Genomic DNA, 17,984 nt, shown 5'->3' on the forward strand with positions numbered 1-17,984 from the left:
GATCGTTTTGGAGGGGCATGAAACGAACTCATAAAAACAGAGCCCGTTTCTATTATTGCTTGGCGGAGAAGTCAATTTCTTAACTGACTGGCATTAGGGCAAGCCCGCTCCCACAGTTGATTTGTGTTGTCGCTGGAATCGAGGCATGCCCAAATCCCGGGCATAAAAAAAGCACCCCTCGGGGTGCTTTTTTGTGCTCGCTCGCTTAACGCTTCAGCGAAGCCGGCAGGTGCGGCTGGATCGCCGTCAGGACTGCCTTGAAGCATTTGGTGTTGCCTGCAACCACGTGACCCTTCTCCAGGAAGTCGTGACCGCCGGTGAAGTCGCTCACCAGGCCGCCGGCTTCTTGAATCAGCAGGGCGCCTGCGGCCATGTCCCACTCGGACAGGCCCGACTCCCAGAACGCATCAAAACGACCAGCGGCCACATACGCCAGGTCCAGGCTGGCGGCACCGGCGCGGCGGATGCCGGCGGTCTGGCCAACCAGGGCGCGGAACATGCCCAGGTAGTTTTCCAGGTTATCCATCTGGTCGTCACGGAACGGGAAGCCGGTGCCCAGCAGGGCGCCGTCCAGGCTGGTGCGGCCGCTGACGCGCAGGCGGCGACCGTTCAGCTGGGCGCCACGGCCACGGCTGGCGGTGAATTCTTCCTGGCGAACCGGGTCCAGGACCACGGCGTGTTCCAGGCGACCACGGTATTTGCAGGCAATGCTCACGGCAAAGTGCGGGATGCCGCGCAGGAAGTTGGTGGTGCCATCCAGTGGGTCGATGATCCACAGGTAGTCTTCGCCTTCGCCGCTGCCTTTGTGCAGGCCGGTTTCTTCGCCGAGGATGCCGTGGGTAGGGTAGGCCTTGCGCAGAGCGTCGATGATTTTCTGTTCGGCGGCGCGATCCACCTCGGATACATAATCCTTGGCGTCTTTTTCGTCGACCTTGATGGTATCCAGGCGCTCGATGGAGCGGAAGATCAATTCACTGGCGCTGCGGGCGGCGCGCAGCGCGATATTCAGCATGGGCTGCATGGATGTGTCACCTAAGGTTGTTAAAGAAAGCCGAGCATTCTAGCAGAAACTTTCTTCAGGTGAAGGATGGCGTTCGCTTTCATGGCATAACCTTAGGCTGTTCTGTAAGATTTGCTCCCCTTTCCCGTGTCCGCGAGCGCCTCCCTTGCTGCAAAACATTCGTGTCGTCCTCGTTAATACCAGTCACCCCGGCAATATCGGCGGGGTGGCGCGGGCCATGAAAAACATGGGGCTGACGCGCCTGGTGCTGGTGGAACCGCGGGTGTTCCCGCACCACGAAGCCGATGCGCGCGCCTCTGGCGCCAATGACATCCTGGAAAAAGCCCAGGTCGTCGCCACTCTGGAAGACGCTCTGGTGGGCTGCAACCTGGTGCTCGGCACCAGCGCCCGCGACCGGCGCATCCCCTGGCCGCTGCTCGATCCCCGTGAATGTGGAGCCAAAGTGGTCGAAGAGGCGGCCGGCGGCGCTGAAATCGCCTTGGTATTTGGCCGTGAAGACTCCGGCCTGACCAATGACGAGTTGCAGCGCTGTCATTTTCACGTGCACATCCCATCCGACCCCGAATTCAGCTCGCTGAACCTCGGGGCGGCGGTGCAGGTGCTGAGCTATGAAGTGCGCATGGCCTGGCTGGCAGCGCAAGGCCAGCCGAGCAAGATGGAGAAGGACGAGGTCGCGTCCACCAAAAGTGGCGAGTTGGCCACGATGGATGAGCTGGAGCGGTTCTATGAGCACCTGGAGCAAACCCTGGTCGCCATCGAGTTCCTTGACCCGGAAAAACCACGGCACTTGATGGCGCGCCTGCGAAGGCTTTACGGGCGCAGCTCGGTCAGCCGGGCAGAGATGAATATATTGCGTGGCATCCTCACGGAAACCCAGAAAGCGGCCCGTGGCGAGCTTCTTGAGCGGAAGGATTAAAAATGTTCGAGCGTTTGCGAGAAGATATCCAAAGCGTTTTCCACCGTGACCCGGCGGCGCGCAACGCCTTTGAAGTGCTGACCTGCTACCCGGGCATGCACGCGATCTGGATTCACCGCCTGTCCGGCGCCTTGTGGGGCATGGGCTGGAAATGGCTGGCGCGCCTGGTGTCGAACTTTGGTCGCTGGCTGACCGGGATCGAGATTCATCCGGGGGCCAAGGTCGGTCGTCGCTTCTTTATCGATCACGGCATGGGCATCGTGATTGGCGAAACCGCCGAAATTGGCGATGACGTGACCCTCTATCAGGGGGTGACGCTGGGCGGCACCACCTGGAACAAGGGCAAGCGCCATCCGACCCTTGAAGATGGCGTGGTAGTCGGCGCCGGCGCCAAGGTTTTGGGGCCGTTCACCGTCGGTGCGGGGGCCAAGGTCGGCTCCAATGCTGTAGTCACCAAGGCGGTGCCGCCGGGTGCAACTGTAGTGGGTATTCCTGGGCGCATCATCGTCAAGCCGCAAGTCAGCGATGAGCAGGAGGCCAAGCGCAAGGCCATGGCCGAGAAAATCGGCTTTGATGCCTATGGCGTCAGCGAAGACATGCCGGACCCGGTGGCCCGCGCCATCGGCCAGTTGCTCGACCACCTGCAGGCGGTGGATGGCAAGCTGGATGGCATGTGTGGCGCGCTGAAGGATCTGGGTAGCCCTTATTGTGCGACGGATCTGCCTGAGTTGCGCGAAGAAGACTTTGCCGAGATCAAGGACGAAAGCGCCACCACCAAGGCTGGCTAGATTTTAAGGCCGATAAAATCCCCTGTGGGAGCTGGCTTGCCTGCGATAGCGGTCTGCCAGTCACCCTTTGGGCTGCTGATCCGCCGCCATCGCAGGCAAGCCAGCTCCCACATTTGACCTCCATTGGTCTTGAGGTTGAGCCCCGACCCTGTTCTTGCTGTTCGATCCCACCCCATCCTGCTATGATTCGCGCGCCCTTTTTACGGGTATTCCTGACTAAAGTACTAGGTCTTATAGTTGACTTAAATACTCGGGAATCGCATACTTGCTCCCATTCTGAAACACCTTGGTACTTGTCCATGAGACTGACTACAAAAGGCCGATATGCGGTGACCGCCATGCTCGACCTGGCCTTGCACGCGCAAAACGGGCCGGTGTCCCTGGCCGATATCTCCGAGCGCCAAGGCATTTCCCTGTCTTACCTTGAGCAACTGTTCGCCAAATTACGCCGCAGCAACCTGGTTTCCAGTGTGCGTGGCCCAGGCGGTGGTTATCAGTTGTCCCGTGACATGCAGGGCATCCAGGTCGCCCAGGTGATCGACGCGGTCAATGAATCCGTCGATGCCACCAAGTGCCAGGGCCTGGGTGATTGCCATGCCGGCGACACCTGCCTGACGCACCACTTGTGGTGTGACCTGAGCCTGCAGATCCATGAGTTTTTGAGTGGTATCAGCTTGGCTGATCTTGTGACTCGCCGTGAGGTGCAGGAAGTAGCCCAGCGTCAGGACCAGCGCCGATGCAATACCAAGGTGCCGCGTCTGGACAAGATTGAAGCGTCCGCCGTCGAGTGACAGCCGAAGAGCTAACGGCACGCCAGCCAGCCTGATTTAGGAGAAAGTCCATGAAATTGCCGATTTACCTTGATTACTCAGCGACCACCCCGGTTGATCCGCGTGTCGCGCAAAAGATGAGCGAATGCCTGCTGGTTGACGGAAACTTCGGCAACCCGGCCTCCCGTTCCCACGTTTTCGGCTGGAAAGCCGAGGAGTCGGTGGAGAATGCTCGTCGCCAGGTCGCCGACCTGGTCAATGCCGACCCGCGTGAAATCGTCTGGACCTCCGGTGCCACCGAGTCCGACAACCTGGCAATCAAGGGTGCCGCGCATTTCTACGCGACCAAGGGCAAGCACCTGATCACCACCAAGATCGAGCACAAGGCTGTCCTCGACACCATGCGCCAACTGGAGCGTGAAGGTTTTGAGGTCACTTACCTTGAGCCCACCACCGACGGTATCGTCACCCCGGCCATGATCGAAGCGGCGATGCGTGAAGACACCATCCTGGTTTCCGTGATCCACGTGAACAACGAAATCGGCACCATCAACGACATCGCCGCCATCGGCGAGCTGACCCGCTCCAAAGGCGTGTTGCTGCATGTCGATGCTGCCCAGTCCACCGGCAAGGTCGAGATCGACCTGTCCAAGCTGAAAGTCGACCTGATGTCGTTCTCGGCCCACAAGACCTACGGCCCCAAAGGCATTGGCGCGCTGTACGTCAGCCGCAAGCCGCGCGTGCGCATCGAAGCCACCATGCACGGCGGCGGTCACGAGCGCGGCATGCGTTCGGGCACCCTGGCGACCCACCAGATCGTTGGCATGGGCGAAGCCTTCCGCGTAGCCAAGGAAGACATGGCTGCCGAAAACGTGCGCATCAAGGCCCTCAGCGATCGTTTCTACAAGCAGGTCGAGAACCTTGAAGAGCTGTACATCAACGGCAGCATGACCGCCCGTGTACCGCACAACCTGAATTTGAGCTTCAACTACGTCGAAGGCGAGTCGCTGATCATGGCGCTCAAGGACCTGGCGGTTTCGTCCGGTTCGGCCTGCACCTCGGCCTCCCTTGAGCCGTCCTACGTCCTGCGCGCCCTGGGCCGCAACGACGAGTTGGCGCACAGCTCGATCCGCTTTACGTTCGGCCGTTTCACCACCGAAGAAGAAGTCGACTACGCAGCGCAGAAAGTCTGCGAAGCGGTCACCAAGCTGCGCACCTTGTCGCCGCTGTGGGATATGTACAAAGACGGTGTCGATATTTCCAAGATCGAGTGGGCGGCACACTAACTATAGAAGCCGCCACCCAAGCTCTGTAGGAACGTGGCGGAAAACGCAGGCGTTTCTACAGGGTTCCAGAGCGGCCCTGATGAGTGAGGATTCAGTACCATGGCTTACAGCGAAAAGGTCATCGACCACTACGAAAACCCGCGCAACGTCGGCAAGATGGATGCGCAAGATCCTGATGTGGGCACCGGCATGGTCGGCGCCCCGGCGTGCGGCGACGTTATGCGCCTGCAGATCAAGGTCAACGACGCTGGCGTTATCGAAGATGCCAAGTTCAAGACCTACGGCTGCGGTTCAGCCATCGCCTCCAGTTCCCTGGCGACCGAATGGATGAAAGGCAAGACCCTGGATGAGGCTGTCACTATCAGCAACACCCAGTTGGCCGAAGAACTGGCCCTGCCGCCGGTGAAAATTCACTGCTCGGTACTCGCAGAAGACGCCATCAAGGCGGCCGTTCGCGACTACAAGCAGAAGAAAGGCTTGATCTAAGCATTTGGCGACGAGTAAGGAGTCAACGATGGCTATCAGCATGACAGAAGCGGCTGCGCGGCACGTGCGACGCTCCCTGGATGGGCGCGGTAAAGGTGAGGGGATTCGTCTGGGTGTGCGCACCACGGGCTGTTCCGGCCTTGCCTATGTGCTGGAGTTCGTCGACGAGGTGGTTGCGGAAGATCAGGTGTTTGAAAGTCACGGCGAGAAAGTGATCATCGACCCGAAAAGCCTGACCTACCTGGACGGCACCGAGCTCGATTTCGTCAAGGAAGGGTTGAACGAAGGCTTCAAGTTCAACAACCCCAACGTACGCGGTGAATGTGGCTGCGGCGAAAGCTTCAACATCTGAGGCTATTTGTGGGTACTCCTTGTCATTTCGCTTTATTCGAGCTGCAGCCGAGCTTTCGCCTGGACCTCGATCAGCTTGCCACGCGCTACCGTGAACTGGCGCGTGGGGTGCATCCAGATCGCTTTGCCGACGCTTCCGAGCGTGAGCAACGCCTGGCGCTGGAGCAGTCAGCCAGCCTCAACGAAGCCTATCAGACGCTCAAAAGCCCTCCCAAGCGCGCGCGTTACCTGCTCGCCATGGGCGGTCGCGAGTTGCCGATGGAAGTCACGGTCCATGACCCTGATTTCCTGATGCAGCAGATGCAGTGGCGCGAAGAGCTCGAAGACTTGCAGGACGAGGCCGATCTGGCTGGCGTCGCGGTCTTCAAGCGGCGTCTGAAAGTGGCCCAGGATGAACTCAACGAAAGCTTCGCGGCCTGTTGGGACGATGCAGCGCAACGCGAGCAGGCCGAACGCCTGATGCGGCGCATGCAGTTCCTCGACAAGCTCACTTACGAAGTGCGCCAGTTAGAAGAGCGCCTCGACGATTAACCCAGTGCTGCACAGATTGCACGCCTGATAGACAGATAAGACCTGATTACCATGGCTCTACTGCAGATCGCCGAACCCGGCCAAAGTCCACAACCGCACCAGCGTCGCCTGGCGGTTGGCATCGACTTGGGTACTACCAATTCACTGGTCGCCGCACTGCGCAGCGGTCTCTCCGAGCCGTTGCCTGATGCTGATGGCCAGGTCATCCTGCCGTCCGCCGTGCGTTATCACGCCGATCGTACCGAAGTGGGCGAGTCCGCCCGCCTGGCGGCGTCTGCCGATCCGCTCAATACCGTGCTGTCGGTCAAGCGCTTGATGGGTCGTGGGTTGTCCGACGTCAAGCAATTGGGCGACCAGCTGCCGTACCGCTTTGTCGGCGGCGAATCCCATATGCCGTTCATCGATACCGTGCAGGGGCCGAAAAGCCCGGTGGAGGTGTCGGCCGATATCCTCAAGGTGCTGCGCCAGCGTGCAGAAACCACCTTGGGCGGTGAATTGGTTGGCGCGGTAATCACTGTTCCTGCCTATTTCGACGATGCTCAGCGCCAAGCCACCAAGGATGCAGCGAAACTCGCTGGCCTCAATGTGTTGCGCCTGCTCAACGAGCCGACTGCGGCCGCCGTGGCATACGGCCTGGACCAGCACGCTGAAGGCCTGGTTGCGATTTACGACCTGGGCGGCGGCACCTTTGATATTTCGATCCTGCGCCTGACCGGCGGTGTGTTTGAAGTGCTGGCCACCGGTGGCGACAGTGCCCTGGGCGGTGATGACTTCGACCATGCCATTGCTGGCTGGATGATCACCCGTGCCGGTTTGTCTGCCGACCTCGACCCGGGCGCGCAGCGTAAGCTGCTGCAAACCGCCTGCGCCGCCAAGGAAGCGCTGACTGACGCTGCATCTGTTGAAGTTTCCTACGGCTCCTGGTCGGCCCAACTGACCCGGGAAGCCTTCGATGCCCTGATCGAGCCGATGGTGGCCCGCAGCCTGAAAGCGTGCCGTCGCGCCGTGCGTGATTCCGGCATCGAGCTTGAAGATGTCGGCGCGGTGGTCATGGTTGGCGGTTCGACCCGTGTGCCACGGGTGCGCGAAGCTGTGGCCGAGGCCTTTGGTCGCCAGCCCTTGACCGAAATCGATCCAGATCAAGTGGTGGCCATCGGGGCTGCGATCCAGGCCGATACCCTGGCTGGCAACAAGCGCGACGGCGGCGAGCTGTTGCTGCTCGACGTGATTCCGTTGTCTCTGGGCCTGGAAACCATGGGTGGCCTGATGGAGAAGGTGATTCCGCGCAACACCACCATTCCCGTCGCCCGCGCCCAGGACTTCACCACGTATAAAGATGGCCAGACGGCCATGATGATTCATGTGCTGCAGGGCGAGCGTGAGCTGATCAGCGACTGCCGTTCCCTGGCACGCTTTGAATTGCGCGGTATCCCGGCCATGGTCGCGGGTGCGGCGAAGATCCGCGTGACCTTCCAGGTCGATGCCGACGGCCTGCTCAGCGTGGCAGCACGCGAGCTGGGCTCGGGCGTTGAGGCGAGCATTCAGGTCAAGCCGTCCTACGGCCTGACTGACGGTGAAATCGCCAAGATGCTCAAGGATTCGTTCCAGTATGCCAGTGACGACAAGGTCGCCCGCGTGTTGCGTGAGCAGCAAGTCGATGCCCAGCGCCTGCTTGAGGCGGTGCAGGGCGCCCTTGAGGCCGACGGCGAGCGCCTGCTGGACGCTGAAGAACGCCTGGTCATCGACCTGCAGATGCAGGAGCTGGCCCAATTGATGAAAGGCACCGATGGCTATGCCATCGAACAACAGACCAAGCGCCTTTCACACGTAACCGATGCCTTTGCCGCCCGTCGTATGAACCAGACGGTAAAAGCCGCCCTGGCGGGACGCAACCTGAATGAAATTGAGGAATAACTGATGCCACGGGTCATTTTTCTGCCACACGCCGAGCATTGCCCGGACGGTATGGTCGTGGAGGCTGAGACCGGCAAGTCCCTTCTCGACGTCGCCCATGACAACCACATCGAGATCGAAAGTGCCTGTGGTGGCGTCAATGCCTGTACCACCTGTCACTGCATTATCCGCGAAGGTTTCAACAGTCTCAAAGAGGCCGATGAACTGGAAGAGGACTATCTTGATCGGGCGTGGGGCCTGGAGCCCACATCGCGCCTGAGCTGTCAGGCCAAAGTTGGAACCGAAGACCTCACCGTCGAAATTCCGAAGTATTCGCTCAACCATGCGGCCGAAGCGCCGCACTGATTCAAGGAAGTGTCATGAGTCTTAAATGGGTTGATGTGTTGGAAATTGCGATCCAATTGGCTGAAACCAAGCCAGATGTGGATCCGCGCTATGTGCGCTTTGTCGATCTCCATAACTGGGTTGTAGCGTTGCCGGAATTTGATGACGATCATAGTCGTGGTGGCGAGAAGGTGCTTGAGGCCATTCAGGCCGCCTGGATCGAAGAAGCAGACTGAGTCCTTTTTACGCAGTTAGGCAATACCCAAGAACCCGCGTATAATTCGCGGGTTTAATTTTTCGCAAATTACCGTTTCTGGAGTTACACCATGGCTGTTCAACGTACTTTCTCCATCATCAAGCCTGACGCTGTTGCAAAAAACGTCATCGGCGAGATCACCACTCGTTTCGAAAAAGCCGGCCTGAAGGTTGTAGCTTCGAAACTCAAGCAACTGTCCAAGGCTGAAGCTGAAGGCTTCTACGCTGAGCACAGCGCTCGTGGCTTCTTCGGCGACCTGGTTGCCTTCATGATCTCCGGTCCTGTTGTTGTACAGGTTCTGGAAGGCGAAAACGCTATCGCTCTGAACCGTGAGCTGATGGGCGCTACCAACCCTAAAGAAGCAGCTGCCGGCACCATCCGTGCTGACTTCGCTGACTCCATCGACGCCAACGCTGTACACGGTTCGGACTCCGAAGCCGCTGCTGCTCGCGAAATCTCGTACTTCTTCGCAGCTACTGAAGTAACCACTCGCTAAGCATTGGCTTAAAGAGTGAAGGTGAATCCATGACTACATCGACTGTAAAAACCAACCTGCTGGGTCTGACTCAACAGGAAATGGAAAAATTCTTCGACTCAATCGGGGAGAAGCGTTTCCGTGCCGGTCAGGTAATGAAGTGGATTCACCACTTTGGCGTCGACGATTTCGACGCCATGACGAACGTCAGCAAGGCCCTGCGCGACAAGCTCAAGGCGATTGCCGAGGTTCGTGGTCCCGAGGTTGTCAGCGAGGACATCTCCAGCGACGGCACCCGTAAGTGGGTGGTGCGCGTGGCGTCCGGCAGTTGCGTCGAGACCGTCTACATTCCCCAGGGCAAACGCGGCACCTTGTGCGTTTCGTCCCAGGCAGGCTGTGCCCTGGACTGCAGTTTCTGCTCCACCGGCAAGCAAGGCTTCAATAGCAACCTCACCGCCGCCGAAGTCATCGGCCAGGTGTGGATTGCCAACAAATCCTTTGGCAGCGTACCGGCGACCGTCGACCGTGCCATCACCAACGTGGTGATGATGGGCATGGGTGAGCCGCTGCTGAACTTCGACAACGTGGTTGCGGCCATGCACCTGATGATGGACGACCTGGGCTACGGCATCTCCAAGCGCCGTGTGACCCTGTCGACCTCCGGCGTGGTGCCGATGATCGACGAGCTGTCCAAGCACATCGATGTCTCCCTGGCGTTGTCGCTGCACGCACCCAATGACGCATTGCGTAACCAATTGGTGCCGATCAACAAGAAGTATCCGCTTAAGATGCTCCTCGAATCTTGCCAGCGCTATATGTCGTCCCTGGGCGAAAAACGCGTGCTGACCATCGAGTACACCTTGCTCAAAGACATCAACGACAAGGTTGAGCACGCAGTCGAGATGATCGAGTTGCTCAAGAACACCCCGTGCAAGATCAACCTGATTCCGTTCAACCCGTTTCCCCATTCTGGCTACGAGCGGCCGAGCAACAACGCCATCCGTCGTTTCCAGGATCAACTGCACCAGGCAGGTTTCAATGTCACGGTCCGCACCACCCGTGGTGAAGACATCGACGCCGCTTGTGGCCAATTGGTAGGACAGGTGCTGGATCGCACCCGTCGTAGCGAGCGTTATATCGCCGTGCGCGAATTGAGCGCCGACAGCGATCTGGCGCAGAACGCCGCGACACGAACCTGAGAGAGGAACTCTATGCCCCTGCGCCTTGCGCTGCTGTTGCTTGTTGCCAGCCTGTCGGTTGGCTGTGTTTCATCGGGCTCTGATAGCCCGTTGCAAACCGGCAAGGGCCGTGACGAAGCGCGTGCTGCCTATGTGCAGCTGGGGCTGGGTTATCTGCGCCAGGGCTTGAGCGAGCAGGCCAAGGTGCCGCTGCAAAAGGCCCTGGCCCTCGACGGCCAGGATGCCGACGCCAATGCGGGGCTGGCCCTGGTGTTCCAGGCCCAGGCCGAGCCCGAGCTGGCCGACCAGTATTACCAGAAGGCCCTGGCGGTTCGCCCCCATGACCCGCGCCTGCTCAACAACTACGGCAGCTTCTTGTTCCAGCAGGAGCGTTATAAGCAAGCGTCCGCTTATTTCCAGCAAGCAGCCACTGATACCCTATATCCTGAACGTTCGCGGGTTTTCGAGAACCTGGGAGTGACGTCCGTGCGCCTCGGCCAGCGTGAAGACGCCCGTCGGCAGCTGGAAAAGGCCCTGCACCTGAACCAGCGCCAGCCACGGGCCTTGCTCGAAATGGCCCAGTTGTCGTTTGAAGACAGGCATTATGTGCCGGCACGTGACTATTACGAGCGTTTTAGCCTGCTCAGTGGGCAAAATGCACGTAGTCTATTGCTGGGTGTGCGCCTGGCCACGGTTCATGAAGAACGCGACAAGGCCGCACGTTTTGGCCAGCAATTAGAACGACTCTATCCCGGTACGCCGGAATATCAGCAATACCTGTCGGAGCAATGATGAAAGCCGCGCACCCGGAAGTTGTAGCCGCTAATCGCGTAAACCCAGGCGAGACCTTGCGTCAGGCCCGCGAAAGCAATGGTTGGTCGCTGGAAGACGTGGCCCTCAAGCTCAATTTGACCACCTCTTCCCTGGGCAACCTGGAAAACGGCGCGTTCGACAAACTGCCAGGGCATACCTTCGCCCGTGGCTATATCCGTGCCTATGCCAAGCTGCTGGGCATCGACCAGGCCATCCTGGTCCAGCAATTCGACCAGTTCACCGGCACCGACTCCCAGGGCAGCAACGTACACGGTCTTGGCCGTATTGAAGAACCTGTGCGGGTTTCCCACACTATTTTGCGAATTGTCAGCCTGCTGCTGCTGATTGCAGTGATCGGTGGTGGTTTTATCTGGTGGCAGGACCAGACCTCGCTGCGCAGCAAGGACCTGATCAGCAACGCCCTGGAGCACGTCGAAGTCGAAAGCGCCGACGGCACCACCCAGATTCATCCCCTGGACGAGCCGGAAGACCAGGCCGTCGCCCAGGGCCAGGCCGCTCCCGAAACCCCTCTTGACCTGCAGGCGGGCCAGCCACCGGCCGAGGCCGGCAGTGAAGCGGCGCCTGCCGCCGTAGCGCCGGCGCCAGCCGCACCCGTAACCCAGGCGCCGGTCACTGCGGCCCAGGTGCCTGTCATACCGGCTCCGGTCGCGCCAGCCGCGCCAACGGTTGCCGCCCCTGCCGCCCAGGCGCCTGCTGGTGTGGCGGGCGATGGCCGCCTCCTGATTACCTATGTCGCTGACTGCTGGACACAAGTCACCGACGGCAATGGCAAGGTCCTGTTCAGTGCTTTGAAGCGTAAGGGAGATACGCTTGAGCAGGTCGGCAAGCCTCCTTTGACGCTGCGTCTGGGCTTTGCCCGTGGCGCGCAAGTGGCCTACAACGGCCAGCCTGTAGACGTGGCGCCCTTCACCAGTGGCGAGACTGCTCGCCTGAAATTGGGACAATAGTCATGCACGGCGAATCTCCAATCAAACGTCGCGTATCGCGCAAAATCTGGGTCGGCTCCGTACCGGTGGGTGGCGATGCCCCCATCGCAGTGCAGAGCATGACCAACAGCGACACCAATGACGTAGCGGCCACCGTGGCCCAGATCAACCGCCTGGAAGCCGCAGGCGTCGATATCGTGCGGGTTTCCGTGCCGGATATGGACGCTGCCGAGGCCTTCGGTCGCATCAAGCAACTGGTCAAGGTGCCACTGGTCGCCGATATTCACTTCGACTACAAGATCGCGTTGCGCGTGGCCGAACTGGGTGTCGACTGCCTGCGGATCAACCCGGGCAACATCGGTCGCGAAGACCGGGTGCGTGCCGTGGTCGACGCTGCCCGTGATCGCGGGATCCCGATCCGCATCGGGGTCAACGCCGGTTCCCTGGAAAAAGACCTGCAAAAGAAATACGGCGAGCCCACCCCGGCCGCCCTGGTCGAGTCGGCACTGCGCCATGTCGAGCACCTTGAACGCCTGAATTTCCAGGACTTCAAGGTCAGCGTAAAGGCCTCCGACGTGTTCATGGCGGTAGAAGCCTACCGCCTGCTGGCCAAGGAAATCGTGCAGCCGTTGCACCTGGGCATCACCGAAGCCGGTGGTTTGCGCTCAGGCACAGTGAAATCTGCGGTGGGTCTCGGTATGCTGCTGGCCGACGGGATTGGCGATACCATTCGCATCTCCCTGGCGGCGGACCCGGTAGAGGAAGTGAAAGTCGGCTACGACATTCTCAAATCCCTGCATCTACGTTCCCGTGGTATCAATTTTATTGCCTGCCCGAGTTGCTCGCGGCAGAACTTCGACGTGGTGAAAACCATGAACGAGTTGGAAGTACGCCTGGAAGACCTGCTGGTGCCGCTGGATGTCGCGGTGATCGGTTGCGTGGTCAACGGGCCGGGTGAGGCCAAGGAGGCCCATGTGGGCCTGACCGGCGGTACCCCGAACCTGATTTACATCGACGGCAAGCCGTCGCAAAAATTGACGAATGATAATCTGGTGGATCAGTTGGAACGGCTGATCCGCGAGAAAGCGGCCGAGAAGGTCGCCTCTGACGCAGCGCTGATCGCTCGCGGCTGATCGAATGAATTTAAGGATTTGATGTGAGCAAGTCTCTGCAAGCCATTCGTGGCATGAACGACATCCTGCCCGAACAGACGCCCCTGTGGCGCTATTTCGAGAGCACGGTCGCGCGCCTGTTGGATAACTACGGTTACAAGCAGATCCGCATGCCAATCGTCGAGTTCACCGAGCTGTTCAAGCGCTCCATTGGTGAAGTGACCGACATCGTCGAAAAAGAGATGTACACCTTTGAAGACCGCAACGGCGACTCCCTGACCCTGCGCCCCGAAGGTACCGCTGCGTGCGTGCGCGCCGTGCTCGAACATGGCATCACCGGTGGTGGCCAGACCCAGAAGCTGTGGTACATCGGCCCGATGTTCCGCCACGAGCGTCCGCAAAAAGGCCGTTATCGCCAGTTCCACCAGATCGGTTGCGAAGTCTTCAACCTCGATGGCCCGGACATCGATGCCGAGCTGATCGTGCTGACCTGGCGCCTGTGGGGCCAATTGGGCATCCGCGACGCGGTCAAGCTCGAGCTCAACAGCCTGGGCACCAGTGAATCCCGTGGTCGCTACCGTGAAGCGCTGGTCGAGTACCTGTCCGCCCACCTGGACAAGCTTGATGAAGACAGCCAGCGTCGCCTGAAGACCAACCCGTTGCGCGTCCTCGATACCAAGAACGCCGACACCCAGGCGGTGCTGGTCGATGCGCCGAAAATGGCCGACTACCTGGACGACGAATCCCGCACGCACTTCGAGGGTCTCAAGGCTCGCCTGGATGCGGCCGGGATTCCCTATGTGATCAACCCCAAGTTGGTGCGCGGCCTCGATTACTACAGCAAGACCGTGTTCGAGTGGGTCACCGACAAGCTCGGCGCCCAGGGCACCGTGTGTGCCGGTGGCCGTTACGACGGCCTGGTCGAGCAGATGGGCGGCAAGCCGACCACCGGCGTGGGTTTTGCCATGGGCATCGAGCGCCTGATCCTGCTGCTGGAAACCCTGGAGCAGATCCCTGAAGAAATTTCCCGTCAGGTGGATGTGTACCTGTGCGCCTTTGGCGAGGCGGCCGAACTGGCAGGCCTGGCCTTGAGCGAACAGTTGCGCGACCAACTGCCGAGCCTGCGCCTGCTGGTCAATGCCGGCGCGGGCAGCTTCAAGAGCCAATTCAAGAAAGCCGACAAGAGCGGTGCGTTGTACGCGCTGATCCTGGGCGACGATGAACTGGCCCAGCAAGTGGTAAGTGTCAAACCCCTGCGTGGCCAGGGCGAACAACAAAGCATTGCCTTTGATGCGCTTGCTGCGCACTTGGCCACCTGCATCGTGCAGGGTTGAAGCTGTCAAACAGCCGAATTTAGCGATTAAGGAGTATTGGGGTGTCGAGTACTGAAGATGATCAACTGGCCGAGTTCAAAGACTGGTGGCAGCGTAACGGCAAACCCCTGGTAACTGGCGGCCTGCTGGCGCTGGTGGTGGTGTTCGGTTGGCAGGCGTTCCAGAAGTATCAGGGCAATCAGTCGCAAGGCGCCTCGATGCTCTATCAGCAACTGCTGGAAACCACGCTGACGCCCACTGGCAAGCCTGACCCTGCCCAAGTGGCGGACCTGGCCGGCAAGCTGAAAAACGAATTTGGCGGTAGCACCTACGCCCAATACGGCAGCCTGTTCGTCGCGAAAGTCGCGGTCGATACCGGCAAGCTGGATGACGCAGCCTCCGAGCTCAAAGCCATCGCCGACAAGCCGAGCAACCCGACCCTGGGTGAAATCGCGCGTCAGCGCCTGGCCCAGGTCCTGGCCGCACAGAACAAGGCCGACGAAGCACTGAAACTGCTCGACGGCGATGCTGACAAGGCATTTGTAGCCACTCGCGAAGAGCTCAAGGGTGACCTGCTGGTCCAATTGGGTCGTACCGACGAAGCCAATGCTGCGTACCAAAAAGCCAAGGCTGCGCTGTCTGATGAAGCAGCGGTCGGTGGCTTACAAATCAAGCTGGACGACTTGGCCAAAGGGGATGCGTGACGTGATCCGTTGGAAACATGCAGCATTGCTGGCTCTGGCCGTTTTGGCCGCGGGTTGCAGCAGCAACAGCAAAAAAGAACTGCCTCCGGCCGAGCTGACCAGCTTCAAGGAAGAAGTGGTCCTGCAAAAGCAGTGGAGCCGCTCCATCGGTGACGGCCAGGGCGACACCTACAACATGTTGGTACCGGCAATCGACGGTGACAACATTGTGGCCGCTGACGTGACGGGCGTGGTGATCTCCATGGATCGCATGAACGGCGACGTCAAGTGGAAGAAAGACCTCGAACTCCCGGTTTCCGGCGCCGTCGGCGTGGGTTACGGCATGGTGATGATCGGCACGCTCAAAGGCGAAGTCGTGGCCCTGGATTCGAGCAGCGGTGAAGAGAAATGGCGCGCTCGCGTGACCAGTGAAGTTCTCGCACCGCCTGCCACCAACGGCGATATCGTCGTGGTACAGACCCAGGATGACCGTGTCATCGGCCTCGACGCCAGCACCGGTGAGCAGCGCTGGCTGTACGACAGCACCCCTGCGGTGCTGACGTTGCGCGGTACCAGTGGTCCGGTTGTGACCAATAACCTGGCACTGGCAGGTCTGTCGACCGGTAAAGTGGTCGCCCTGGATACCCAGAACGGCGTGCCGGCCTGGGAATCGCGGGTCGCCATTCCACAAGGTCGTTCCGAGCTGGACCGGGTCGTGGACATCGATGGCGGCTTGCTGCTGTCGGGTGAAACCCTGTACGTCGCTACTTACCAGGGCCGTGTCGCGGCGCTGGACCTGCAAAGCGGTCGCGTCCTCTGGCAGCGTGATGCTTCCAGCTACGCCGGTGTTGCCCAGGGTTTTGGCAGCGTCTACGTGAGCCTGGCATCCGGCACCGTTGAAAGTGTCGACGAGCGTTCCACCACCGCCCTGTGGAGCAACGACTCGCTGGCTCGCCGTCAACTGTCGGCGCCGGAAGTGTTCTCCAGCTATGTAGCGGTAGGCGACCTGGAAGGTTACCTGCACCTGCTGAGCCAGGTGGATGGTCGCTTTGTCGGCCGTGAGCGTATCGACAGCGACGGCCTGCGCGCGCGTCCGCTGGTAGTAGGCAACATGCTTTATGTGTTTGGTAACAGCGGCAAGCTGGAAGCCCTGACCATCAAGTAAGAACTATGCTTGGGGTAACCCCCAGGCGGCCCTGCTTCGGCAGGGCATGCGGCACCTTCGGGTGTTGCCCCGAGCACCAGCCGCTGCCTTGCAGCGGCTTTTGTATTTTCTGAAATAACGCAGTGGAGAGCCGCATGGTTCCCGTAATCGCCCTGGTGGGCCGACCTAACGTCGGCAAGTCCACCTTGTTCAACCGCCTGACCAGGACTCGCGACGCCATCGTCGGCGACTTGTCCGGTCTGACCCGTGATCGCCAATACGGTGAGGCAAAGTGGCAAGGGCGCTCCTACATTATTGTCGACACCGGTGGTATCTCCGGTGACGAGCATGGCATGGACGAAAAGATGGCCGAGCAGTCGCTGCTGGCCATCGAAGAAGCCGATGTCGTGTTGTTCCTGGTGGATGCCCGTGCGGGCTACACCGCTGCCGACCAGATGATCGGCGAGCACCTGCGCAAGCGTAACAAGCGCTCCTATCTGATCGCCAACAAGATCGACAACATCGATCCTGAGGCGGCCCGAGCCGAATTCAGCCCGATGGGCCTGGGTGACGCGATTCCGGTCGCCGGTGCCCACGGTCGCGGCATCACCCAGATGTTGGAAATCGCCCTGCGCGACTTCCCCAAGGATGACGCCGAAGAAGTCGAAGGTGAGGAAGAGATCGTCGCCGAAGGCGAGGAAGCCAAGCGCATTCCTGGCCCAAGCGAAAAAGACGGTATCAAGATCGCCATCATCGGCCGCCCGAACGTGGGCAAGTCGACCCTGGTCAACCGCATGCTCGGTGAAGACCGGGTAATCGTCTATGACCAGCCCGGCACCACCCGCGATAGCATCTACATCCCGTTCGAGCGTAACGACGAGAAGTACACGCTGATCGACACCGCCGGTGTGCGCAAGCGCGGCAAGATCCACGAGGAAGTCGAAAAGTTCTCGGTGGTCAAGACCCTGCAGGCGATCAAAGACGCCAACGTCGTGATCTTCGTCATGGACGCCCGCGAAGGCGTGGTCGACCACGACCTCAACCTGCTGGGCTTTGCCCTGGAGGCCGGTCGGGCACTGGTGATCGCGATCAACAAGTGGGACGGCATGACCCCGAGCGAGCGTGACTTCGTCAAGGTCGAGCTGCAACGTCGGTTGTTCTTCGTCGACTTCGCCGATATCCACTTTATCTCGGCGTTGCACGGCACTGGCGTGGGCAACCTCTACGCCTCGGTGCAGAACTCGTTCAAGTCCGCGGTTACCCGCTGGCCGACCAACCGCCTGACCCAGATCCTCGAAGACGCCGTGGGCGAACACGCGCCACCGATGGTCAATAACCGCCGGATCAAGCTGCGTTACGCCCACTTGGGGGGTGCCAACCCGCCGATTATCGTGATCCACGGTAACCAGATCGAGAAGGTGCCCAAGTCCTACGTGCGTTACCTGGAAAACACCTACCGCCGCGTCTTGAAGCTGGTCGGCACGCCGATCCGCATCGAGTTCAAAGGTGGCGAGAACCCGTACGAAGGTAACAAGAACAGCCTGACTGACCGCCAAGTGAACAAGAAGCGTCGCTTGATGAGCCACAACAAGAAGGCTGACAAAAAGCGTAAAGACCGCCGCTGATAGTGGAGCGCGCTTGTGTGGGAGCGGGCTTGCCCGCGATAGCGACAGGTC

20 protein-coding genes are annotated in these 17,984 nt (G+C 60.0%); 19 read left to right on the forward strand and 1 reads right to left on the reverse strand.

Annotation, left to right across the window (positions count from 1 at the left end; translation table 11 throughout):
* Window positions 1–205: 205 nt before the first annotated feature.
* The gene (gene suhB / locus AC07W7_RS11310; protein WP_003175971.1) at window positions 206–1,021 is read right to left on the reverse strand and encodes a type III secretion system regulator SuhB; all 816 of its coding nucleotides are present in this window, start codon (window positions 1,019–1,021) and stop codon (window positions 206–208) included.
* Window positions 1,022–1,166: 145 nt separating this feature from the next.
* Here suhB and trmJ point away from each other — a divergent pair, with 145 nt between their 5' ends.
* The 19 genes from trmJ to der all read left to right on the forward strand — a co-directional run bounded on the left by trmJ (window position 1,167) and on the right by der (window position 17,933).
* Window positions 1,167–1,937 (forward strand): tRNA (cytosine(32)/uridine(32)-2'-O)-methyltransferase TrmJ, encoded by a 771-nt coding sequence (gene trmJ / locus AC07W7_RS11315; RefSeq protein ID WP_076964509.1) that lies wholly within the window; start codon window positions 1,167–1,169, stop codon window positions 1,935–1,937.
* A 2-nt stretch (window positions 1,938–1,939) separates the two neighbouring features.
* Window positions 1,940–2,725: a serine O-acetyltransferase gene (cysE, locus tag AC07W7_RS11320; RefSeq protein WP_076964508.1), complete on the forward strand. Its 786-nt coding sequence runs from the start codon at window positions 1,940–1,942 to the stop codon at window positions 2,723–2,725.
* Between the two features lie 299 nt (window positions 2,726–3,024).
* Window positions 3,025–3,516: a Fe-S cluster assembly transcriptional regulator IscR gene (gene iscR / locus AC07W7_RS11325; RefSeq protein WP_038446306.1), complete on the forward strand. Its 492-nt coding sequence runs from the start codon at window positions 3,025–3,027 to the stop codon at window positions 3,514–3,516.
* Between the two features lie 50 nt (window positions 3,517–3,566).
* Complete coding sequence (locus AC07W7_RS11330) at window positions 3,567–4,781, forward strand: IscS subfamily cysteine desulfurase (protein ID WP_076964506.1); 1,215 nt, start codon at window positions 3,567–3,569, stop codon at window positions 4,779–4,781.
* Between the two features lie 99 nt (window positions 4,782–4,880).
* Entirely contained in the window at window positions 4,881–5,267 is a 387-nt protein-coding gene (gene iscU, locus AC07W7_RS11335; RefSeq protein WP_034100437.1) for a Fe-S cluster assembly scaffold IscU, read from the forward strand.
* 28 nt (window positions 5,268–5,295) lie between these two features.
* The gene (gene iscA / locus AC07W7_RS11340; RefSeq protein WP_010565230.1) at window positions 5,296–5,619 is read left to right on the forward strand and encodes an iron-sulfur cluster assembly protein IscA; all 324 of its coding nucleotides are present in this window, start codon (window positions 5,296–5,298) and stop codon (window positions 5,617–5,619) included.
* A gap of 8 nt (window positions 5,620–5,627) precedes the next feature.
* Complete coding sequence (gene hscB / locus AC07W7_RS11345; protein ID WP_076964505.1) at window positions 5,628–6,149, forward strand: co-chaperone HscB; 522 nt, start codon at window positions 5,628–5,630, stop codon at window positions 6,147–6,149.
* Window positions 6,150–6,200: 51 nt separating this feature from the next.
* The gene (hscA, locus tag AC07W7_RS11350; protein ID WP_076964504.1) at window positions 6,201–8,063 is read left to right on the forward strand and encodes a Fe-S protein assembly chaperone HscA; all 1,863 of its coding nucleotides are present in this window, start codon (window positions 6,201–6,203) and stop codon (window positions 8,061–8,063) included.
* A gap of 3 nt (window positions 8,064–8,066) precedes the next feature.
* Window positions 8,067–8,408 (forward strand): ISC system 2Fe-2S type ferredoxin, encoded by a 342-nt coding sequence (gene fdx, locus AC07W7_RS11355; RefSeq protein ID WP_076964503.1) that lies wholly within the window; start codon window positions 8,067–8,069, stop codon window positions 8,406–8,408.
* 14 nt (window positions 8,409–8,422) lie between these two features.
* Entirely contained in the window at window positions 8,423–8,623 is a 201-nt protein-coding gene (iscX, locus tag AC07W7_RS11360) for a Fe-S cluster assembly protein IscX (protein ID WP_076964502.1), read from the forward strand.
* A gap of 90 nt (window positions 8,624–8,713) precedes the next feature.
* Entirely contained in the window at window positions 8,714–9,139 is a 426-nt protein-coding gene (gene ndk, locus AC07W7_RS11365; RefSeq protein WP_017846179.1) for a nucleoside-diphosphate kinase, read from the forward strand.
* A gap of 29 nt (window positions 9,140–9,168) precedes the next feature.
* Window positions 9,169–10,317, forward strand: coding sequence for a dual-specificity RNA methyltransferase RlmN (rlmN, locus tag AC07W7_RS11370; RefSeq protein WP_057437941.1), 1,149 nt, complete (start codon window positions 9,169–9,171; stop codon window positions 10,315–10,317).
* Between the two features lie 12 nt (window positions 10,318–10,329).
* A complete protein-coding gene (gene pilW, locus AC07W7_RS11375) occupies window positions 10,330–11,088 on the forward strand; it encodes a type IV pilus biogenesis/stability protein PilW (RefSeq protein WP_076964501.1) in 759 nt (252 codons plus the stop codon).
* Window positions 11,088–12,077 (forward strand): RodZ domain-containing protein, encoded by a 990-nt coding sequence (locus AC07W7_RS11380; protein ID WP_169867000.1) that lies wholly within the window; start codon window positions 11,088–11,090, stop codon window positions 12,075–12,077. Before pilW ends, AC07W7_RS11380 begins: the two co-directional genes overlap by 1 nt.
* A 2-nt stretch (window positions 12,078–12,079) precedes the next feature.
* On the forward strand, window positions 12,080–13,189 hold the full coding sequence (gene ispG / locus AC07W7_RS11385; RefSeq protein ID WP_057437947.1) for a flavodoxin-dependent (E)-4-hydroxy-3-methylbut-2-enyl-diphosphate synthase: 1,110 nt from the start codon (window positions 12,080–12,082) through the stop codon (window positions 13,187–13,189).
* A gap of 23 nt (window positions 13,190–13,212) precedes the next feature.
* On the forward strand, window positions 13,213–14,502 hold the full coding sequence (gene hisS, locus AC07W7_RS11390) for a histidine--tRNA ligase (RefSeq protein WP_099169878.1): 1,290 nt from the start codon (window positions 13,213–13,215) through the stop codon (window positions 14,500–14,502).
* 41 nt (window positions 14,503–14,543) lie between these two features.
* Window positions 14,544–15,185, forward strand: a complete 642-nt coding sequence (locus AC07W7_RS11395) for a YfgM family protein (protein WP_057437951.1) — start codon at window positions 14,544–14,546, stop codon at window positions 15,183–15,185.
* Entirely contained in the window at window positions 15,178–16,329 is a 1,152-nt protein-coding gene (bamB, locus tag AC07W7_RS11400) for an outer membrane protein assembly factor BamB (RefSeq protein WP_038446317.1), read from the forward strand. Before AC07W7_RS11395 ends, bamB begins: the two co-directional genes overlap by 8 nt.
* Before the next feature lie 134 nt (window positions 16,330–16,463).
* Entirely contained in the window at window positions 16,464–17,933 is a 1,470-nt protein-coding gene (der, locus tag AC07W7_RS11405) for a ribosome biogenesis GTPase Der (RefSeq protein ID WP_057437955.1), read from the forward strand.
* Window positions 17,934–17,984: the final 51 nt, after the last annotated feature.

It is taken from the genome of Pseudomonas sp. GW821-FHT01D09 (assembly GCF_059422465.1).